Annotated in this window: 15 protein-coding genes and 1 pseudogene; all 16 read right to left on the reverse strand. The window is 36.4% G+C overall.

The window, feature by feature from the left end; translation table 11 throughout:
• Positions 1-2 precede the first annotated feature (2 nt).
• The 16 genes and pseudogenes from asp4 to N8M66_RS03155 all read right to left on the reverse strand — a co-directional run bounded on the left by asp4 (position 3) and on the right by N8M66_RS03155 (position 22,259).
• Positions 3-182: an accessory Sec system protein Asp4 gene (gene asp4, locus N8M66_RS03075; protein WP_070479809.1), complete on the reverse strand. Its 180-nt coding sequence runs from the start codon at positions 180-182 to the stop codon at positions 3-5.
• A 1-nt stretch (position 183) separates the two neighbouring features.
• Positions 184-1,521 (reverse strand): accessory Sec system glycosylation chaperone GtfB, encoded by a 1,338-nt coding sequence (gene gtfB, locus N8M66_RS03080; protein WP_261045569.1) that lies wholly within the window; start codon positions 1,519-1,521, stop codon positions 184-186.
• The gene (gene gtfA / locus N8M66_RS03085) at positions 1,514-3,025 is read right to left on the reverse strand and encodes an accessory Sec system glycosyltransferase GtfA (RefSeq protein WP_261045571.1); all 1,512 of its coding nucleotides are present in this window, start codon (positions 3,023-3,025) and stop codon (positions 1,514-1,516) included. The genes gtfB and gtfA overlap by 8 nt, the downstream gene beginning before the upstream one ends.
• 11 nt (positions 3,026-3,036) lie before the next feature.
• On the reverse strand, positions 3,037-5,412 hold the full coding sequence (gene secA2 / locus N8M66_RS03090; protein ID WP_261045574.1) for an accessory Sec system translocase SecA2: 2,376 nt from the start codon (positions 5,410-5,412) through the stop codon (positions 3,037-3,039).
• Positions 5,402-5,881 (reverse strand): accessory Sec system protein Asp3, encoded by a 480-nt coding sequence (gene asp3 / locus N8M66_RS03095; protein ID WP_261045576.1) that lies wholly within the window; start codon positions 5,879-5,881, stop codon positions 5,402-5,404. Before asp3 ends, secA2 begins: the two co-directional genes overlap by 11 nt.
• On the reverse strand, positions 5,881-7,413 hold the full coding sequence (gene asp2 / locus N8M66_RS03100) for an accessory Sec system protein Asp2 (protein ID WP_261045578.1): 1,533 nt from the start codon (positions 7,411-7,413) through the stop codon (positions 5,881-5,883). Before asp2 ends, asp3 begins: the two co-directional genes overlap by 1 nt.
• The gene (gene asp1 / locus N8M66_RS03105; RefSeq protein WP_261045580.1) at positions 7,403-8,977 is read right to left on the reverse strand and encodes an accessory Sec system protein Asp1; all 1,575 of its coding nucleotides are present in this window, start codon (positions 8,975-8,977) and stop codon (positions 7,403-7,405) included. Before asp1 ends, asp2 begins: the two co-directional genes overlap by 11 nt.
• Before the next feature lie 9 nt (positions 8,978-8,986).
• Positions 8,987-10,222 carry an accessory Sec system protein translocase subunit SecY2 gene (secY2, locus tag N8M66_RS03110; RefSeq protein ID WP_261045582.1) on the reverse strand — a complete coding sequence of 412 codons (1,236 nt, stop codon included), beginning with the start codon at positions 10,220-10,222 and terminating at the stop codon, positions 8,987-8,989.
• Positions 10,223-10,338: 116 nt separating this feature from the next.
• On the reverse strand, positions 10,339-11,346 hold the full coding sequence (locus tag N8M66_RS03115) for a sugar transferase (protein WP_261045584.1): 1,008 nt from the start codon (positions 11,344-11,346) through the stop codon (positions 10,339-10,341).
• An 8-nt stretch (positions 11,347-11,354) separates the two neighbouring features.
• Positions 11,355-13,373, reverse strand: coding sequence for an SP_1767 family glycosyltransferase (locus tag N8M66_RS03120; RefSeq protein WP_261045585.1), 2,019 nt, complete (start codon positions 13,371-13,373; stop codon positions 11,355-11,357).
• Between the two features lie 148 nt (positions 13,374-13,521).
• Positions 13,522-15,015 carry a glycosyltransferase gene (locus tag N8M66_RS03125; RefSeq protein WP_261045586.1) on the reverse strand — a complete coding sequence of 498 codons (1,494 nt, stop codon included), beginning with the start codon at positions 15,013-15,015 and terminating at the stop codon, positions 13,522-13,524.
• Positions 15,002-16,279, reverse strand: a complete 1,278-nt coding sequence (locus tag N8M66_RS03130; RefSeq protein ID WP_261045587.1) for a hypothetical protein — start codon at positions 16,277-16,279, stop codon at positions 15,002-15,004. The genes N8M66_RS03125 and N8M66_RS03130 overlap by 14 nt, the downstream gene beginning before the upstream one ends.
• 58 nt (positions 16,280-16,337) lie before the next feature.
• A complete protein-coding gene (locus N8M66_RS03135) occupies positions 16,338-16,703 on the reverse strand; it encodes a hypothetical protein (RefSeq protein WP_261045589.1) in 366 nt (121 codons plus the stop codon).
• A 60-nt stretch (positions 16,704-16,763) separates the two neighbouring features.
• Positions 16,764-17,545, reverse strand: a pseudogene (locus N8M66_RS09475) (glycosyltransferase family 8 protein).
• 88 nt (positions 17,546-17,633) lie between these two features.
• Positions 17,634-18,056, reverse strand: a complete 423-nt coding sequence (locus N8M66_RS03150) for a glycosyltransferase family 2 protein (RefSeq protein ID WP_261045595.1) — start codon at positions 18,054-18,056, stop codon at positions 17,634-17,636.
• 294 nt (positions 18,057-18,350) lie between these two features.
• Positions 18,351-22,259: a Rib/alpha-like domain-containing protein gene (locus N8M66_RS03155; protein WP_419991938.1), complete on the reverse strand. Its 3,909-nt coding sequence runs from the start codon at positions 22,257-22,259 to the stop codon at positions 18,351-18,353.
• Positions 22,260-22,353: the final 94 nt, after the last annotated feature.

Consider the following 22,353-nt stretch of genomic DNA (forward strand, 5'->3'; position numbering starts at 1 on the left):
GCCTACCTCAAAATCCCTAGCAAAGTAAAGAGTAAACCAACCAGAATCATTAAACCCAAGATGAGTGAAAAAGTTTTACTAATCTTTTCCCCTCGGGTTTCTTTTTCCTTTTTGATAGGTTTTTGTTTCAACTCTTCCATGCGACCTTCAACGTCTTTGTAAAATAAGTCTTCGTCTGACATGTTAGCCTCCTAAAACAGTTTGCATGGTTTCCTGATATCGTACCAAGTCAACATAGTTGGCATGTTGGCCTTGTTTGCCAAGTGCCTGACGCATTTGATCAACATCTGAAAGAGCCAATTTAATGGTCTCAACCAAAGCAGCAACCTCACTACTTTCAAATAGATGAGCCGGAGCGATATAGAGTCTATTGTGTACCGTTTGGTTAAATCCAAGAATCAAGAGATTGTGCTCAAAGGCCTGACGCACCGCCTGCAACAACTCATTGCTGTGATTGATATCTAAATAAATATCCGACAGTTGATACAGCTCCTGAATCTTCTGTGGACTAGCATTCTGGTAAAGGACCACATTAGGATAGCGAAGCATGTCTAAGAGCTTAGAAGACATCTCTGTTACCGCCGCGATGCGGAAAGTGACATCAGGCAAGGCTTCTACGATTGCTTCCACTTGCTCAATCTGATCTGAATTAGTCAAGATTAAGGCGTCTCGTCTTAGGAAATTATCCCGTTTAAACTGATAATGGTAACCCAAGTGCACAAACTGATCATGGTATTTCTCATCGGTCAACTCTAAAGCACGCTCATAAGTCGCTTTGTTTGGAATGATAATCTTCTTAGTACGCACATCAGCGCTTTCCAAAATCAACTGCATATTGCCTGGAATGGTGTCATAGAGAGGTTCCTGCCAAACCAAAACATCTGATCCAGACTTATCTGGATGATGGAAGGAAACTAAGAAAGGTGTCGCTAGAGTATTAAAAATAAGCTGACTGGTATCGATTTCCAAATCTTGCAAAAAGAAGGTGATAAATTCAACCTTATTTGCAAAGTAACGCATGGACTGACCAGGTAAGGTCAATAATATATCACCCGTCACATGGTTTTCAAGTAAAACTTCCTGACCATTGCCATTTTGGTAAACTGTCATAATTGGCTCGCTATCTGCGCTAAAGGTTGTTGTAGCAAAGCAAGCTCCGAAGCGATTGTAATGGTCAACCTGACGGACTCTACCTTCCAGGTCTTTCCAATCTACCTGTTTTACCAAGCGAGCCTGCATTCCATCAGCATAATGAATAAGAGCTCTCTCCTGCGTCATATCTTCAATACGAGCAGACTGATTATTGCCTGAAATTTCCCAAAAAGCTGGAACAGGGACTTGGTTGAAATAGAGAGGTTTTCCCTTTTCATAGCCTAGATAATAGGTAAAAGGAGAAACCAGACCATCAGGCAGAAAACCATCTGCATAGATGACCACTCCAAGTTGAGAAAGACCAGTAGCGACTAGACTTTCATGTAAATCTCGACTTTCCTGACTATAACGATCATAAAGTTCAATCATGGAGCACCTCCTCTACTGTTTTCTTCCACTTTTCTAAAATTTCTTCGGTTAAGAAGCCTTCTGCAATCTGGTAAGAATGGGTACGCATAGCCTCCAAACGATGTTCTTGATACAATTGACAAATCTTAGTCGCATAAGCTTGCTTGATTTGATCTTCCACATGGTCAGATGAACTTGGAATCAAATAACCATTTTTCCCATCCTCTATAAAAGTCTGATTGCCATAAGGCACATCAAAACCGATAAGAGGGAGGCCTGAAGCAATTGCTTCCATCAGGGTCAGACCAAATCCTTCGCTGGTAGATGCCGTCAAGTAGACCTCATACTGGCTATAAATCTGCGAAAGTTCTGCATGTCCCTTTAGTTGGATATAATCCTCAGCCTGATGAGTTGCAATAATATCTCGAAGAAGAGAATCCTCTCCACCGCTACCATAGATATCAAAGGTTAATTCAGGAATTTCCTTACGAGCCTCAATGACTGCCTTGACCAACCAGTCGATGTGTTTTTCTTTGGCCAGACGTGAAGCAGTAATCAATGAAAAAGGCTTACGTCCTTGACTTGACTCGGTCAAGGAATCAATACTTCCTACAGGAATGGTAATAACCTTTGGTTGGTGCTGGGTGTATTTGGCAAATTGCTCTTGCAACACTTCCTTTTGTCTATCAGTTGATACGATAAAGAAGTCAACCTTATCCGCATTGGTAAACTGATAATCATAATAGTTGTTCCAGAGGATGTAATCCTCATTTGTAGCATTTTCACTATAATGCTCCGCATGAACAACTACCGCTAAATACGCTGCTTGTGCTTCCTCAAAAACAACCTGTCCAATGCCTGTCTCTCTATCAAGAATGACCAAATCAGACTTGTTCAAATTCAAGGATTTCATAAAGGCTCGCATGAAAGCTGGCTTACCATAGAAAATCTTATCCTTGAAACGATAAACTTCTTCTTTCCCTTGATTCATCAAGATATCATAGGCTGGAGTCCCGTCTTCATTGTAGAAGGTTCTTTGGTATAGGACTGCAACATTGTCCTTGGGAGCAAAGTATTCGCTACAATAACGCGTATAAGAAAAGTAATCCTTACGAATCAGGTTCCCTTTAAAGACATACTCAGCATGTTGGACCAAGTCCTTGTTCTCATCCACCAAATAACAGGTGACAAACTTATCTTGGTCAGAAAAGAAGATACGCAAAATCTTGCCATTCTTTTCTCGATGACTTTCAACACCGTCAAAAGTACCTAATACATCTGCCACTGTCACACTAGTCGGTGCAATCTTGATATCTGTAAAATGATTATAAAGCCAAATCACTTGCTCATCATCAAAACCTATATTGGCTGTCAGATGCTGAATATTATCAGCTAGAATCATATCTGTAAAGATAAATTTAGAGGGTAAATTCAAACTTCGAAAAATACCGGCACGATAGGCTTGAGCATATTCTACACCGCTACTGGCCCAACCAATTCCTAAATTTATATTGTAAATTGTCATATTTTCTCCTCTTATGGAAAATGAGTCACAATTTCACCTTTTGGAGAAATGTCTACTCGACTAATTAAGAGATTGCGCACCATATCCCTTTTAACTTGCTTTTTCATTTCTTCAAAACCTTGATAAGCTTCTTGATAATACTCAATAATAGGATTTTTTTGAGCAGCAGATTGTCCACCAATAGCAAAGGTCAATTGTTGAAGATAGTCTACTTGCTCCACCCAGTTATCATCAATAGCCTTTAGCAAAGCTAAGCGTTGAAAATGGAGAAAGAGATCATGTGTTTCCAAAAACGTGCGCTTTGCGTCTAAACTTTTTTGTATTGTAGCTTCTAGAACATGTTTAATGGCCTTCTTATCCTTTATATCAAATTCTAGAGGAATTGCAGAAAAGAGAAAACTAATATTTTTAACAATAAAGTGATTCAAATCTTCTCGACTCTCAAATTGTTCTTCCTCTAAGCTATTTTGAATAAACTCATCTAACACATCTGTTACAAAACCACCCAAGTCTACTGTTCCATCAATTAATCGATTTCTCTCACTGTAGATCATCTCACGTTGAATATTCATACTCTCCGCATATTCCAAGGTTTGTCTTCTTGCTGTTCTCGCAGCACTATCACTGGCTTCTTGAGCTTTTTCTACCAGATTACGATAGCGTCTCCCTCTTAACACATCAGGTGTGATTTGCTGATTGACCTTATAATCCTTGTACATCTTATGTACCCAAGAAGGACCAAACTTCTTAATAACTTCATCCTCTAAGGATACAAAAAATTTTGATAAACCTGGATCACCTTGGCGGCCAGAACGCCCTCGAATCTGTAAGTCAATTCGCTTACTTTCCATACGTTCCGTACCAATAACCACCAAGCCACCAAGCTCCGCAACTCCAGGTCCAAGTTTAATATCTGTGCCTCGACCAGCCATTGAAGTCGCAACTGTCACAGCCCCCATACGCCCCGATTCAGCAATCATCTGCGCCTCACGCGCTACATTATGAGCGTTCAAAACATTATGAGCAATTCCTTCTCTCAATAAGAGGGAAGAATAAAGTTCCGACATCTCAACTGAACCCACAAAAATTAATAAAGGATTTCCTTTTTCATGGTAATACTTAATCTCATTAAGCGATGCATAAACTTTTTCAGGTAATGTAACATAGAGATTATCTGGATAATCAATTCGCTGGTTCTTTCGGTTAGTTGGAATTTTCACAACTGACATACCATAGGTTTCTAAAAATTCCTTCTCTGCAACTTTTCCTGTACCAGTCATACCAGAAATCTTTTTAAATTTCTTAAATAAACTTTGATATGTTATAGAAGCCATTGCCCTCGTTTCTTCAGATAGAGGAACCTGCTCCTTTGCTTCAATAGCCTGATGCAAACCTCCCTGAAGCTTTGTCATTTCTAATAAACGGCCTGTACTTTGATCCACTAAAACCAGTTCTTCATCTTTCTCACCCTTACGAATAATATAGTCCTTATCTCTCTTAAATAAAGTATGAGCGCGTAGAGCAAAAGTTAAGTGGCGTGCAAGAACTCCATTTTCTTCAGCATACAGATGACGAATGCCTAAAAAAGCCTCTGCTGTTCTAGCTCCTTTATTTGTGAGCCAAACTTCCTTCTTTTCTTCCTTAAAAATATAATCTTCACCCTCCACTAGAGTCGTAACTAAGGTATCTACGATACCATAGAGATTCGACTGTACTCTTGGTGCACCTGAAATGACAAGTGGGGTCTGGGCACTATCTAATAGAACCGAATCTACTTCGTCTATAATGACAAAATTAAATTCCGGCATATATTTCGTATCTGCACTAGAAGCCAGATTATCAATCAAATAATCAAATCCTAAACCACTATTGGTAGTGTAGACAATATCTGCACTGTATATTTCCTGTTTATCCGCTGGAGTTAATTCTTCATCATCTTCCGAAAAGGGAACACGAATGGTCAAACCTAAAAATTCATACACTTGACCCATTTCCTCTGCATCTCGTTTCGCAAGGTAGTCATTAGTAGTAACCACCATCACCCCATCACCAGATAAGGCGTTTAAATAAACTGGTAATGTTGCGGTCAGGGTCTTACCCTCACCCGTATTCATCTCAGCTACATTGCCTTGATGAATAACAATACCTCCCATTACCTGAACATCATAAGGAAACTTACCCAATACTCGTTTATCGGCTTCTCGAACAACAGCATAGGCCTCGACTAAAATATCATCTAGAGTTTCCCCGGAATTCAATCTCTCCTTAAACTCTAGAGTTTTCCCTGCCAATTCGCTATCTGTTAGCAAGGCCATTTCTTCCTTTTTTCGATTAATTTGATGCAAGATTTTTTTAACCTTGCTCAATTGTCTATTATTATTCCACATCTTGATTAGAATAATCCTCTTCTATTGAAAATGAATAAAAGTCAACCGATTGGAAGCCAGCGCTTAAAAGTTGAACTTTATAGTGGTATGCCTCTTCAGGATAAGTAAAAGTAAAATCAAACTTTTTTTCTATTACTTGTGCAACCTGCTTATCATATCGATCCAGAAAAATCAATTTAAAATATAAGCCGTTTTGAGGCTGTACTGTCATCCTACTGGTTAAACGGTATCGATATCCTTTCTTTAAGAGAGGTAAAGTCGGAGTTAAACGGTTTCCCTGAAAGTTAAAGCTTGAAACCCACTCATGTATCATGGTTCCAGAATTAACCATTTTGTTTTCAAAATAAACATGATCACGTGAGTGATAAATCACAATTGAGCCGTATAGAAAACTATTTTCCCTTAGATTCCCTAAACTAGAACCTTTTAATTCTCCCCAATAGATATCTTTATTTCGTTTGATAACCATTAAAATTTTCTCCCAAAATCCTGCTCCAAGATCATCTTATAAAAATTAGTGAACCAACTTATAGTGGTATCATTATCATCATTATGTCGGCCCGATGTACCCTTAGCCATAATACGGGCACCCGTATCATAGAGTGCTTCGACTAGCTCATCATAAGCGCGTGGATCGTAATCTTCCTCTTTCATATAAGAGAGACCAAAGATCGTTTGACTAAAATCTGCCTTTTTAAACGGTATCCAAAAGCGTTCATCCAGGGCTCTCATAGCAGCTAAATCAGCATTTCCTTTGGAATGGTGTCTTAAGATGTCAAAAGCCGTTGGGAAAATACCTGGAGCCTCTAGCCTCCCCCTCTCTGCTATCAAACCAAGATTTGTCAAGGGTTTTGAAACAATCACAGCTCTAGGCTCAAAGAAAGAACTATAATACATAGATCCAAAGGTTCCCATCGATATACCTGAAAGAATCAATTCCTTGTTAGTAAATCCTAATAAATCAAGATACTCTTGAATAATATTACGAATCCCGAGTTCAAGACTCTCATCACCTAGGTAAAAAGCTCCTCCATCTATTCGAGGATCCTGAAAAAGAATAAACGGAGCTCCAAATGATCTCATCAAACCGAAGCCTTCAAATCCCTCTGCTCGACGATAACCAGAAAAGTAGATATTTAGAGGGGGCTTAAAATCACCTGGATAGAAGAAATAATTGATTTCCTCCCTTTTTTCATTATGGATAATACCTCCTCCCAAAACAAACTTACCAAATTGATAACGAGTCAAGCGTTGATGAAGTGCTCCAATTTTTAAAAATCCTGCTCCTTTAGCTTCCAAAGAAACACTGATAAAAGATGAAAAATCATCATCTAGGACAATGGCTGATTTCATATCTTCAACCGTAAAAATACGTTCTTTCACAAAATCTGATGTCGACCCATCTTGAATATTTCGAACAACTAGACGAATTTCGCAAGTCCAATCATTCTCAAATTCTAACCATAATTCAATCGGATTGAACTCACTTGCTCGAATATTATATTTCCAACTAATTAAAGGACGAAAATCTTCACCATATTTCCCTAGCAGTTCTAGATTTTCATACCCATTGTAACGAACTCTCCCTGTAAAGGCAGGATTCACCACCATATCAATGGGTGATAATTTGTCTCCATACTGCCCTCTAAATAAAGCTTTCGATAAGAGGCGCAGTAATTCTTGAGGATTTGAGAAATCCGTCTTTTGAGCACAGGTCTTTTTTAAAAAATCTTGAACAAGTCGAGATTGGGGACAAACTGTATCTGAATAAAAAATAGTATAAGGAGTCAGATTTTTTAGTAAAGGAAGCAAGTCTGAAAGATGGGCTGCGTCTTCAATCACAACACCTGAAAAAGTTTTCAAACCTCCCATTTTCATAACCTTCTTTATAGCAATGGATGATCCTGGATAGAAGAAATGCCATTCCATATTTTCAGGAATTTCATAATAATGGCTCCAGTTCTGAGTACCTATTTGCAAAATCTGTAATTTATTGCTCACCCTGTGCCTCCTCTAACCATTTTTCCCATTTTGCTACAAATTGATTACCTGTATTTTGCTTGATCTTATCAATCGAATAAATCAGTGCACGATTCCAGTTATCCAAGGTATCTAAATAATAGTGTCCTGCTTTACTAAATTCTGATAAATCAGACAAAATATAACCATTTTGTAAATGACTTACATACTCTGATTCTGCTATATTAATTTGAGGGATTCCAGCACTTATACCCGCAATCTGAGTATAAATACTAGGAACTGGATTTAAATCAACAATCAATCGAGTGTACTCCAACTCCCTAATCAAACCCATCTCATCATTTAAATTGATGATTTGAAAACGATAATCTTCCGTCGTATTTTCTTCCAATCTATTTTCAGCCCCTGTTACTACATAGTCCTTTAGAAAGGCTTGAGGGATGAAACGTTCTGAAATCAAAGAAATAATTTGCTGCTGTAGTTCTTCAATTTGATATCCTTCAGCATTAAAAACCGAGAAGACAACTTCAGTCAATGGATTCTTGGCTACGAAATCTAATATTTGATACAAGCCTTCTAGATTTTGCTGAATTTGCAAGTCTATCTGAACATAAATTTTTGATTCTTTTAAACGTTGACTGACCCCTAATTTTAATCGCGTATCAAATGAAGGTAGATGATGCATTTTATAAGCAAATTGAGGATAAGTTTGCTTCACTCGCTCCAAAAAATCCATTCTGTCACTGATTACAAGTCTAGACTGATCAATTGCTTGATAATGCTCGTAGATATCATCTTCTCTATTTCGTTCAATGAAAAAGCTCAGTATTTTGGGTGCTTCTTTGGGTAGGTGATTTAGTAACTGATTTTCAAACTGAGTTTGAGCTGCTAAAACAAACGAGTCCCCTATATGGTAATCTTTATTTAAGAATTTATTTAAGAATTCCCAAATAACTTGGTCTATATTTTCATACGATTGTTTCTCAAAACGATGAGCAGCCTCTGGATTGACTTCCACAGCTGGTGTTGCTCCCTCTAGACTTTCTTTTATCTGCCACTGACCTTTTGCATTGTAATAATAACGATTAACGGGCCTTTCTTCCTGATATTCTTCAATACTAGATAAAAATCCACGATCATCAAAATAACAAATGAAATCGACTTGCTCATTCTTGAAATATGTTATATAACTGATAAATCCTTCAGAGCCATATTCAATATGAGCATAAAGACAGCCCTTTTGCTTTACAACAACCAAAAAGGGAGTATAGATAAAATCACAATCTTCATCCCATGCTAAATCTTTCAATTGTAAAGGATACATTTCCTCTTTTTCAATATCCTGAATTGCATCAAATACAGAAAAAACATCTGTTTCCAATAAGTCTTGACGATGCAAGAGATAACGCAAGTGCGGATGGTAGGTCAACCACAACATCTTCGACGCTATATCTTGACGTTTAAAAATACGAATTTGATGTAGGACATCATCAAATTCCAAACGATATGGTGTGCTATACCAGGGCACAATCGTAGCCTTCCATGATTGATTGTTACTTTCCAAAAAAGGGATGAAATAATACATGTAATCTCCTTACAACTTTGAATTACTTTTCAAGAGCGGACTATAATTATCATTCAATGTCAAAGCCTGAATCTCTTCTCTAATATTAAATACCATCCCATTGAAAATTAAAAAGAGCCCCGGTAGCATACTCAATTGCATATAACGCATATCATATAACACTATCAGCATTGGTAAACCAGCCATCAGAATGATATAAGTAGAACCAATTAGTGCAAAGCGAAAAATCAATTTATTGATATACTTGCTTGTTGACTCTCCCGGATATACGTTATAGATATATTCGCCTGATTTCATCATTTTGTCAGAAATCTCTTCACCATTCATATTTACAAAGGCAAAGGCAATACCTAGCACAAATAAAACGACAAGGTAGGTATAAACCCAAATGGGCTGACCGATTGAAAAATACTTTATCCAGTCACTTATCCAAACAACACTTGGGAAAAGAACTTGGAGTAGCATCAGAAAATACTGAGGAATGGAAACCAAAGACATTGCATACATAAACGGCATACCACCAGCTGGATTCAGAAGAATATCAAAATATGAATAACGCTTAAAGCGATTGTGAATCATAATCTTGTTCACTAAGATACGATAGCGTGCTCTTTGAACCACGACAGCAATATACAAAAAAAGGAGGGAAAAGAGCAACAATAGTAATATAAAGGAATAACTAATATGTAAATCTTCTATGCTATCTATGATATTTTGAGGCATACTAGCTACCATGCTGGACATCAAGATGACTAAAGAGCCCCCTACTCCAAATAGAGAGTTCAAATCTGAAAGCCAAACTAGGAAAAAGGTTCCCGAAACCAAAATCAGAATATTCATGACCAAAGCCAAGATATAGTTTACATCAGATTGAAGTGGTAGATTCAAGGTAATTGCTAATGCCTGTATTAATCCGATGACAAAAGTCAAAATCATCTTTCTACGGTCTTGGACTTCTATCGGTAAATTACTCAAACCTAACCTTTTAGACATACTAAACATCTGCCATAAAATCATAGAAGACATCCATGGGGACAAGCCAACTGAAAATAGCGAGAGACTCCGAAGATTTCCACCTGTTATAGCTGTGGAGAATGCCAAGAAAGCGGCACTTCCACCTAAAAATTTTCTATCATTTACATTTACGAAAGGTAAACTTAATCGGCTACCCAAAACATAAATAAATAAAAAGCAAATCGTCCATAAAACACGTTTTACAACGACTGATGATATTTTCTTCTTCAAGTTTTTCTCCTATTTATCAAATCAATGATTATGTAAATTTAAATGCGTAAACATTTTATCAGTTAGATTCAGTTGTTATACCCTGTCGCCTAACATATAAGATTTATCAAAAAGATCTACACATCCAAAACCTGCATAACTGCATCAATCAATAATTTTTTGGTAAAATATCCTTCTTTCAAGGCATAGCTGACCTTGGATACATTATCCACCATATCTTGGTAATCTGGTGCAGATGTTTCCGCTACAAGACGGCTAGCTTCTTCCAAGTTATCTACGACATAACCAAGACCTTTTTCTTTAATATAGCTAGCATTAGATAGATAAGAAGGTACTACTACTGGAATTCCTGCAGCTAGATAGGTACTCACCTTATGTGAGATATTCAGATGATAATAATCCGCCTCATCAGCAGGATCTTCACTTGTTCCCCATACTAATCCAAAACCACCTTCTGATAAGGCGAACAATAATTCTGGGTCTGTTTTCCATCCTCTAAATGAAATATTCTTACTGTTACTTTCTTGGTTTGATTCTGAAAAGATTTCAAGTAGGGTTGGATAGTTCCAGTTAATTAAATGTTCAAATCGTTCAACACTACCTGCAAAAAATAATTTTTTTTCACATTGAGGCTGTTTTAAAGGATAATTATGAACATGGTCCCACATACCTTGAATAATGATTTTTTTAACAGTTAACCCTTCTTGAATTAACCTTTCTTTCATCTGCTCTGATGGAACAATAACCAAATCAGATTGATTGTACATCTCAATATACTCAGGCATCAAATAGTAATTAGATGGAAACATAATTGGAGGAACATCATGGATAAACGTAATAAGTTTAGTATTTAAAATCTTACATTTCTTAATAAAAGCTTGATCATATTCTCTGCCATTCCATGTTGGAGATTGATAGACAACTACATCGCCATAACCTAGTTTAGCCAAAACTCCGTCTAACCGGCTGTTCAATTCACCTGGACTATCACTATAGATATTGTAAAAATAGAAACCAAGTTCATGAAAGTCTAAATTTCTTGCAATTTTAACGGTTTCATTTTGAGCAATAAGAGCCGTACTCTGGCCAGACATGCCATAAATATTTGTAATGTTAATTTTCATTTTCTTGTTTAAATCCTTACAATAACTTGTGCACTATAAACTTCATCATCAAGCAGTTGAATTTCTTGATCAAAATTATGTTCAGCGGTATGTTTATGTGACAATTTCACTTTTGATGTTGCTCCCATCTTAAACCATTCATATTCGGAATCAATATGGCCTAAATCAATGGCTTGAATACCTTTTTGACTTAAATGATAAGCTAAAACTTTAGCTGTCGGACCAAGCATTAAGAATACCAACCTACCTTCCGAATTCTTCTCAATCGCTTCTTGAATCAAGCCTACTTTACTATAGGCATTCTTAGAGGGGCAAATAATCCGTTGAACAGAACGAGCATTGTCAAAAAGATCGTTTCCAACACCTGAACGAGAATTTTCTCCCTCAACGATTAGAATATCTCTTTGAGCCCATAGTTTTTGTAATTTTTCAAAGTGTGCTTCTGAAACAGATTTGTCTTTAAGGTCCATATAAGGACGAGAAATAAACGTCGAACCATAAAAATCTGCTGTACAAAGACTACGATAAGCTTCTTTATACTGCTCTAAATGACCTGTCCAAAAATCAACTGCTTCTCGATTGTATCGTTCTAATCCTTCAAAAACATCTGAAAGACAAATCAATAATTCTGGCGTACTTTCTATTTGAATCATACTTCTAAGTTGTTTCGCTAAATTATCGTCATAATCTTGATAAGGAATTCCGTGTCCCATCATAATATCCATCTCTCCATCACCATAACGAATGACAGATGAATGATTATCTAGTATATAATCTAGACTCTGTTGAATATCCATCACTTTAGGACACGATTGAAGCTTTTTTCCTGGTAGCACCCCTGTTTGACAATAAACTTCAAGATCAGCCACTAATTCTTCTGGATGCTCTTGATTATAAAGAAATTGTCCTTGTTCACCGTGAACAACACTGTCAAATGCAAATACTGGTTTTCCTGCTAGATTAAAACGTTCAATAATACCATCAACTTCCATATCGGCATTAATATCCAGTAATACATCACATCGTTCCACTAAACAATCAATCAAAGGCGGTTGACCAGCGATATCTGATAAAACTGAAACATTGGGATAAGCCAGCAAAGCTGTAATACTATCTGCTACCATAACCGGAGCCGCAATATAAAATTTGACTGCTGGTAAATTTTCAATCAGATAGGTCATATTTCTCAAGTCACTTGAGAATGTATAAACTAGGGCAGAGTGCTGAACACCTGTATATTCACTCACCTGACTTTCTGTTAAGCAAGAAGTTACCGGTCCCATATCAGACCACTCTCGATGATTATAATACCACCAAACATCTCGATAAATGGAACGTTCGTAAAGTCCCCACGGCTTTCTCTCTGTCAGGTAATGGATAATCGGTGGATAAGTCCCTAGCTCTGGTCGATAATCTGAGAAATGAGTGTGCAAGGTAATGCAGTTATATTTAAAATCTAAAGCCAACCAGCGGTCTTTAAATAAGAGATTCAAAATGCTTTGATCATCCTGAGCAACCTTATCATGTAACTCATTAGTCATCTCAATCAATTGTTTGCGAACTTCTTCTTGTTTCCAAAGTTGATTATTGATAAGCAAGACCCCAGCATTAAAGGAATGTTCATTAAAATAAATCTGTGCTCCAAGGTCTTTTACAGCAGCCAAAGGATAGCCACCTAAGTCAATTTCAAATAACGGATTTAAATCTTGAGTAACAACCAAATCACAATCTAGATAGAGCACTTTTTCCTCTTCAACAAAATCTGAAATAAAGTAACGTAGGAAAGTTGCATAGTGAATATTGGTCTTGTATTGACTGATATGGGAACTATTGACACGAGCATTGACGATTTCACAGTCTAGTTTCTTTAACTTACGATTGAGATTGTAAAACCATTCCGTGGGAAAGTCGCTGTTAATTAAATAAAAACGAATTTGTCTATTATGAGAACAGATTGACTTAATTGTCGTCACAACCTGATCAGCATATTGATAATTGGCACCTAGTACGATTGCTTTCATGTTCATTTTGTCTTTCTTTAATTCTTTGATTGCTTCTATCATTGACTGTGGAGATTGCGAAGAGACTACTATTTTTTCCAATTGGTTTTTATTGGTTGTATCTTTTCTATGCCTGCAGACTCACTATCCCATGTATCAAATTATTAGTTACTCTTTATAATTGTTCTCTAAAAAAAGTTTTCCATAACTCTAATATATTTTCTTCTAAGTACTCACGTGCCAACTGATAAGAGCTTAAATGATAATTCATCATGTCTTGAGAAGATAATTCAACTAACACTTGAGCCATGTTCTCAATCAATTCTTGTTCATTTCTGCCATCAAAAGGAATCAGATATCCATTTTCTTTATTTTTTATAAACGTAGAATTCCCATATCGAATATCAAATCCAATTATAGCTAATCCTGAACCTACAGCTTCCATTAAAGTCAATCCAAAAGTTTCAGTTAAGGAAGTAGTTAAATAAGTACTATATTGAAGATATTCGTCATCCAATTCCTTATATCCTTTCAAATGAATATAGTCATCAGCCGATAGTTCATTAATAAGTTCTTTTAACTTATTATATTCTGTCCCTTGACCAAAGATAGAAAAATCAATATCTAAACCTTTTTGATACGCAAAAACTACTGCTCTAATAGCCAAGTCTATCCGTTTTGAGTATGTCAATCGTGAAGCAGTCATAAGTCTATTAGATTTCCTCACTTGATCCGTATATTTTAAAGACTCCAAACTCCCAACTGGAATTACATAAATTGTGGGAGCTTGTTTCCCTACTTGTTTGAAGGAATTTCTCAAAACTTCGGCCTGTAACTTTGTAGATGTAATCATGAAATCGAAGCAATTAACATATTTTACAGGGTAGTAATATTCATAACTAAAGGGATGTTCTCCAAAAGCATGCTCCGAATGAAATACTAGCCCTAATTTTGCACCTGAGGTTTGTTCCAATAATGGGCGAGCAAAATCTACACTCGAAGCTCTATCCAAAATGACAATATCACTATCTTTTAAATGAAGATTATTTACAAAAACTTCCATAAACTCTTCATGTGTTACTATTCTACTATCTTTTAATACATAATAACGTTTCTTCTTTAGAAGATTCTCCTCTATAGCAATACTTCCATCTTGATTATGATAAACGCGTCTCCCTACTTCGGCTAAAACTTGGTTATTTTGATAATTCAATACAAAATACTCAGATACTAATTTACATGTAGAATATGTTTCCCTTTTTAATAAATATCCTCCTGAAAAATAGTCTACATATTGAACCTTATCTGAATAATATTTACTAAATTGAAAAACAACTATCTCTCCATTATTTAATTGATACGATTCACCTTCTTGACAACCTTCGATTTTTTGGGATTTATCCAATCCTAAAATTTTCATCATTTCAACTGAAGAGAGCATAGGAACTGTGATAATATGATCTGTAAAAATTAGTTGGGCAAAAAGAAGTTCATTATATTGATATCCTTTTGATAAAAAATAATCTAATTGGTCACTATTCGGCCAGTTGGTGAAAATAAAACGTGTCTCTACTCCCAATTGACGAAATAATCTAAGCCGATGAGCTTGCGCCACATCTACTCCGTTTGGTTCGAGTCCTAATAACAAATTGAAATTATAAACAGTCACGTTTTTCCTCCCATTCGTCAAATACTTTGAAGTAATCCTCCACACTGGAAACCCCTAAAATTTTAGATTGATTTAAAACTAATTGAGCGTAACTTTCTGGATTATTTAAAATTTGACGTAAATTTTTCACAAGGATATCTACTGTTCCATAGCATGTTTCAAGTTTTTTATATTCTTCAAAGTGAGTTAGATTTTTCAATGTAATAAGCAAAACTCCTTTTTCTACTGCACATGATGAGGACTCAAAAATTTCATTATCATATTGAATATCTAAATAAAATACACTTTTATCTAATATTTCTTGGAAAAAACAATAACTAATACCTGGGTAAATATATAGATTCGAATAAATGGATAGATTTGTAATTCTACTTCCCATTTCAGTTACAGCGCCAACATGAAAATCAATTTCTGGAAAATTAATCAATAATTCTTCTAGGCCTTCTATCCACTCTGAATTTGTCATAATAACCGCCTGCGGTCTTTCATCTAACACTCTTACTGTAGTACATCCATATAAATGATTATATGGAGATTTCTGTTCCAGTTTGGGCATATTTAGAATAACGTTATTCACTTTATCTTTTACCCTATTTGCCTCTTCTAAATTACTTGCCCAATAATAAATATCATATTTTCTATTTGAAGAAATAAGTTCAAGGATTTCTTCATCCATGATACAAATATTTTCTCGCTCTGATAAAATTGTTAATATTTGTTTCACAAACATCGTATGGCTTAGATAAATACTTGGTTTATTTTCTGGAGTAACACAAGATATCTTGTTTTGCTGTGTCCATTCTACTATCACTTCATCGCCATTATCATTATAGATTGTACGTAAGGGAACTACACCTTCATCATCTACCAATTCCCGACAAAATCTCCATCCATTCATTCCATAATAATCTACATACGTAACTTCTCCTAAATCATTAAGCCAGCAAACTTTAGAAATCCACCGTTCAGATATTGGTTGCTGGAATAATATAGTAGCCTTTTTTATTCCTCTATCATAGACAAAACCTTCATAACCATCTGTCGTAATTTCCCAATAAGAAGGGATTGAAAGTTGATTAAGAAAAAGAGGTTGGCCTTTCTCTTTATTAACAAAGTACGTAAAAGGACAGAATTCTCCGTCAGTCAAACAATCAAAGTTATCGAAACAATTTATATACATAATTTTAATTGTAAAACCTAATTCTCGATATAAATTCTTCAACTTTTTTATTTTTTGGTTTTCCTTTGTTGTAACAAAAAACATCCTTCACCTTCTCAATTATCAATACTAAAATATTTTAAAATTGACTCAATATTTTCTATTATTTTTCCAAAGTCAGTAAATAACTTTCAATATGCTTAATCATACCTTGAACATCTTTATTTTCAAAAACATAGTGAGAAATTTCTGGCGCATGATTTGTTGCTTGGAAAGAATAGAAAGGAATCCCCTTATCTACTACTTTTTGGATAATATTATAAATCTCACCTTCATAGTTAATATCTAGATAAAAATCTAGCTGACTGAAAACTTTTTCATGCATTAAAGGATCAAAGCTAGGATAAAGGGTCACATTTCTGTATTCTTCTAACTTTATTATATCTGGAGCAAAGTAACAATGAGCTAAAATATTAAAAGTTACTTGAGGTAAAGCCTTAATCAGACTCTCTGCCTCATGTAAATCCACAGAATTAGTATAAATGGCTGTTTGATAAGGAGGCTTTGAAATAAGAGCACTCCACCCTTCTTATGAAGGATATTTTCTAAGTAATAAATCTTCCCACGATAGTCCATAGTAAAACCACCATTCTTCTCTGAATCTATTAAAATGATGCTGATGCCATGGTTTGAAAGCAGTAGTATAATGAATAACAGCTGGTTTTCCTTTAAAAAGTTCATACCACGCCATATCTCCAAGTAAAAACTGTTGGCTATCTGAACCTACCTGAAGGTTATAGGTTAAAGGAAGATGATACCAATTATTCTGAAAAACGAGACTCAAGATCCCTTGGTCCCTATAGACATCATGATGATGTTGAGCAGTCAAATCAAATAACTGTGTAACAACATCTTCCTCTCTCCATTTTTGTTGTCGATTAATAATAATCCTGAATTAAATCTATCTGACGTTGTTGGCAAATCTTCAACTGCAGCAATAGGATAACCTTGCATATCTGTGTAAAATAAGTCTGATAAATCCTGTGTCACAATCATATCACTATCCAAATATAAAACCTTGTCTTCTACTACATGATTAGGAATTAAATAACGAAAATAAGAAGCATAATTTAAATGTTCTGTTGGAAGTCTGTAATCTTGAAACATATCCGAAGAACATCTAACATTTACAATTTCTGAATCGATTTTTTCAAGATGATTCGCCACTAACTGAAACCGGTCAGTTGGAATATCTTCATTAAAAATATAAAATTTAATTTGCTTCATATGATTACATATAGATTTAAGCGTTGTTTCCAAATAGCTCACATAACTTTGATTAGCTGCAAGAACAATGACCTTTTTATACATATAATCACCCTATAGATTTTATTCCCACTTGAATAACTACAATAATACGTTAAACTCTGCCAATTATCTCAATTTATTGTAAAAAATTTTAGATAGTGTAAATCATATTTTTTAATCTCGAACTTCTATAGATCACATTCTCGTCATATATGAAATAATTTCCGATTACAATATCTGCCCTAGTTTCTTCCACTTGTCTGTGCAAAGTATCTATCATTCTACTTTCAGCAATATCATCTGAATCAACAAACAGAACATATTCACCCAATGATTGCAAAACACCTAGGTTTTTAGCCTGAGCTGCTCCACGGTTTTCAGTATGAAAAACACGAATTCGACTATCCAGTTCAGCAAATCTATCACATATTTCCGCTGAACCATCTGTAGAACCATCATTAACCACTACTATATCAAGATTCGTATATGTTTGATTTAAAACACTTTGAATACATTCTTCCAGATAATTTTCAACATTATACACAGGTATAACAACACTAATTAGATTTTCCAATTATACTACCTATCCTGAAAACATAACTTATTTATACTTAACTATTCTAAAAATAATATTTTTTAGAAATACCTATTATATATTATATCACTTTTATACTATTTCATAAAGAAGGATGCCGATAACTATCCATTTTTAATATCAAAAGTAAGAGAGGCTACTTCGCCCTTTACAGATTACAACTTTTAATCAACCCACTACAGTTGACAAAGAGCCAAAAAACTCCAAAAGTTTTTTCAACTCTTGGAGTTTTTTTAGTCGATAAGCCAATTATCAACTATCTACCAATACGTTTTATTCTTCATTATCATTTTTACGGCGTTTCGCTACTAAACCTAATCCTGTCAACCCGGCCAACGCTCCAAGAAGAGCTGAAGAAACTGAAGCTGATTCACCAGTATTTGGCAATTGCTTACCTGCCTTAGCTGGAACAGTTTGAGGATTTGAGTTAACTGAGGTTGAATGTAGCATTGATTCACTCATACTTGCTGACAAAGACAATGATTGAGATACAGACGTACTTACTGAATCCGAAGCAATAATACTATTGATATCTAAGCTATCAAGCGATCTGATTTCTGCAAGACCCTTACTTGTTACAACAGAAGAGCTTGCTGACGTGCTTGCAGATGTACTTGCACTTGTTGAAGCTGACGTGCTTGCTGACGTACTTGCGCTTGTTGAGGCTGATGTGCTTGCAGATGTACTTGCGCTTGTTGAAGCCGATGTGCTTGCTGACGTGCTTGCGCTTGTTGAAGCTGATGTGCTTGCTGATGTGCTTGCACTTGTTGAAGCTGACGTGCTTGCACTTGTTGAAGCTGACGTGCTTGCGCTTGTTGAAGCTGACGTACTTGCTGACGTGCTTGCTGATGTACTTGCGCTCGTTGAAGCTGATGTACTTGCGCTTGTTGAGGCTGATGTGCTTGCAGATGTACTTGCGCTCGTTGAAGCCGACGTGCTAGCTGACGTGCTTGCACTTGTTGAGGCTGATGTACTTGCGCTTGTTGAAGCTGACGTACTTGCGCTTGTTGAAGCTGACGTGCTTGCTGACGTGCTTGCGCTTGTTGAAGCCGACTCAGATCTATATACTCTGTCAGAAACTGTCTCATTCGGATTATAGACAGTCGGTGGATACGGCTGCGTTCCAGAGGTCACCTTCGCATTATCTTTATAATAAACTGTCGCAACACCATTAGCGCTCACATCAATACTTGAAATACGGTCTCGACCATTTGTAACCACCTTATCATGGGCTTTTCTAATTTCTTCTCTAACTTTTTCTTTATCAGCCTCAGTTAAATTAGTTTTATTCTTCACCTCAGTAACATTAATTACCGGTTTATTGAATAAGTTTACTAATTTATCCTGCTGAATTCCAAAGTTCTCAGAAGCAACATTCCCACTTGGATCAGTCGCCTCAACCTGACGAGACCATCTATTGGTATCTTTATAAGTAAGGTTGCTATTTGCGGTAGCTGTCACAGTAACGGTCGTACGATCAGTGCTTGTTGTAGTTGTAATATTTGAAATATTACCATTACCCCATTCAGCTTTACCTTCAAAGAAATCAGTTAAATCCTTGCCATTTCCACGCATTTTCAACGAGGCAAGTTTACCACTGTTATCTTTACCAGTAAAGGTTACCTCAATCGTATCACCCGCGTAGAATTTATAACGTCCTGCGCCATCTTTTTCCGGTACTTTACCATTAACCTTAATAGTGTAATTAACAGTCGGAGCTACATTCTCTTTAGTTATCGTCTTAGTTGTTGTTTCTGACGTAAGAGTTTCTTGTCCTCCCGTTGGAGTTGTAACAACCTTTTCTTGTTTAACCGTTACATTCCCTGTAGGTAGTAAACCATTATTAGTATCTGTAGCTGCTTTCAAATCTGCAGGTTCAAAAGTAATACTTGTTTCGTTCCCTTTAGCAGTCTTAGTAAACGTATGACCCGCTAATGTCAACGTAACCACTGCACCTGGTGTCACATTCGTCACAACAATAGAACGATTTGGCAATCCACCCTTCTCATTTGTAGATTCATCCGAAATAACAGGAGCTTGCGGATTTACTTTAACCGTAACTGGAACATTTTGTTTAACTCTTACACCCGTTGAATCTGCAGGTAGTTCCACCTCAACATACTTAGTGAAACTTCCAACTTTAGAAAGTGACGGAGCACCATCAACCCATTTGTAATTAGTGTTTGTCGTGTTAAGATTTGGGCTTCCCGATACTTTTGTAACGGCTTCGTTAGGATTTGCTACAGCTTGTTTATAATCTGGATCATCTGTTTTATTCTGTGTGAAAGTATAAGAATTATTTGATTCAAATTTATAGACATCATGGATAACATTAACTGTATGACTTAGTTTATTAGAGTCATTTTCCCCCATACGACCTACAGGATAAGTAAAGGTCACTTTGTAGGTATTTCTTCCTGTCTCAGTCGTATTGATAGGCGAGCTAGAAACTACTCGACCATTTTTACTCCAAGTTTGACTAGCACCACTTGGATATCCAGCCGTCCCCTCTTTATCAACATAATTATGCCAAAGTGTTCCATTATGAGGTTGCGTTCCTTGAATATCATTTACTGGACCTTTAGGCTTAATTGTTGACAGAACTTCATAATCTACAGTAACATCTTCACTGCCACCATTAGGATATTCGATGTGGGCAATAGATGTTCTAGAACCAGTCGATGATGTATCAATACCAGAACCTTGTTTCCAAGTAATTCTTGTTCCTGCAGGGAAGGCTTCACCATTTGCACGTTGGATAAAATTACTTGCATCCGCTAAGTCATCAGCATGCTCACCAATATAGGTATAGACTTTAGGGACTTTAGCAATCGGATTATATTTCTCTAAATTAGCATTGATAGTACTTGTAGTTCCATCACGATAGGTCACTGTGATCGTACCATTTGTTGAAACTTCAATCTTAGCTTTCGTACCCGGATAAGTTAGGACAGTGCCATTGGCGTCCGAAGTTAAGTTTGGCTGTGTTCCAGTTTTAACAAGATCTTGATTAGATAGTAAATCACGTTTATTGGCTTCATTATTAATAAAGTTGTTATATACTTCTGCAATTTCTCGCGGTGTTAAATGGTCTAAATCCTTAACTAAGACAGTATTCCCACTTTGAACATCATGACGTTCGTTAAAACCTTTGATAATGTATTCTACAGTAGCACTAGCCTGTTTCCCATTCCAAGCCTGAGCCGCAAAACGATATGTATAAACTTTACCTACTTCAGCTGTAGCATTCCCTCCTCCTACTACACCACTTAACCCATTTAACACAAAGGGGACAATTTGTTTGTCATCTTTAGTAAGATTAGGCTTATCGACAGTATTTGAATTAAATTCAACTCCCGGAACACGGTCTCCTGGAAATAGAGTGTGTTGACGAATATTAGAGCCATTTCTTTTTATGGATACCTTATCATTGATTGTATCATCATTATAAACTTCTTTCCGAGCTTGTTCGATTACATATTCTGGCCCAGATTTCTCTACTGAAGGTGGTGGCGTTGGTCTAGATTGATTGTAACCTGTCGGAACACTCGCGTGCATCACCTGTGATGCATTACTTGAAGTATGTTGTCCGATAGGTGCCGAGCTAACCTGAACCTGCATATCAGCAGTACCAGTTGATACATTGTTGTCATATTTAACTTTGACTACAATCGTACCACTTAAGTTCCTATTTTGTCCATGTCTATAGTTAAACACTATTTCAGAACCCTGAGTATAGGTTTTTTCCATAGAATTGCCGTTAAATGTTGCACTTTGGACATGGCCACCTCGACCGACATTTATTTTAACGCCTACATTGCTCAAAGCGCTATTGGCCTGAACATTCATGGTAAACGTGGCAATACCAGTCGCCTTATCAAAGCTACCTACCGGTTGACTAACCGTCATACGGCTGTCGTTTTGAATAGGAGCCCAACTTGCACGAAGAGAAGCATCGCGCAACATAGCTTGACCATTACGGGCATCACGCGCACCTGATTGCGCTCTTAAAACAGCATTGGCAATAGAATTACGAGCCAAGGTAGCTTTTTGAACCACTTCTGTCCAGTCACTCGTTGGATTTGCCAAAGCTTTTTCAATAGCTGTCACTGCTGCATTTACCTTAGTAATTGCAGAATCAGTGTTTGGTAAGCCAGCAGCCTTCGCTAAGTATTCACCCATTTCAGCTGAAAGCTTGGTTAACTTCTTACGATTTTCGTCATTTTGCTTAGCAGAATTTTCAACCGAAGTCAAAGCTCCAGCTGTGACACCAACC

The sequence above is a fragment of the Streptococcus mitis genome, from assembly GCF_946188585.1.
Taxonomy (GTDB): domain Bacteria; phylum Bacillota; class Bacilli; order Lactobacillales; family Streptococcaceae; genus Streptococcus; species Streptococcus mitis_DG.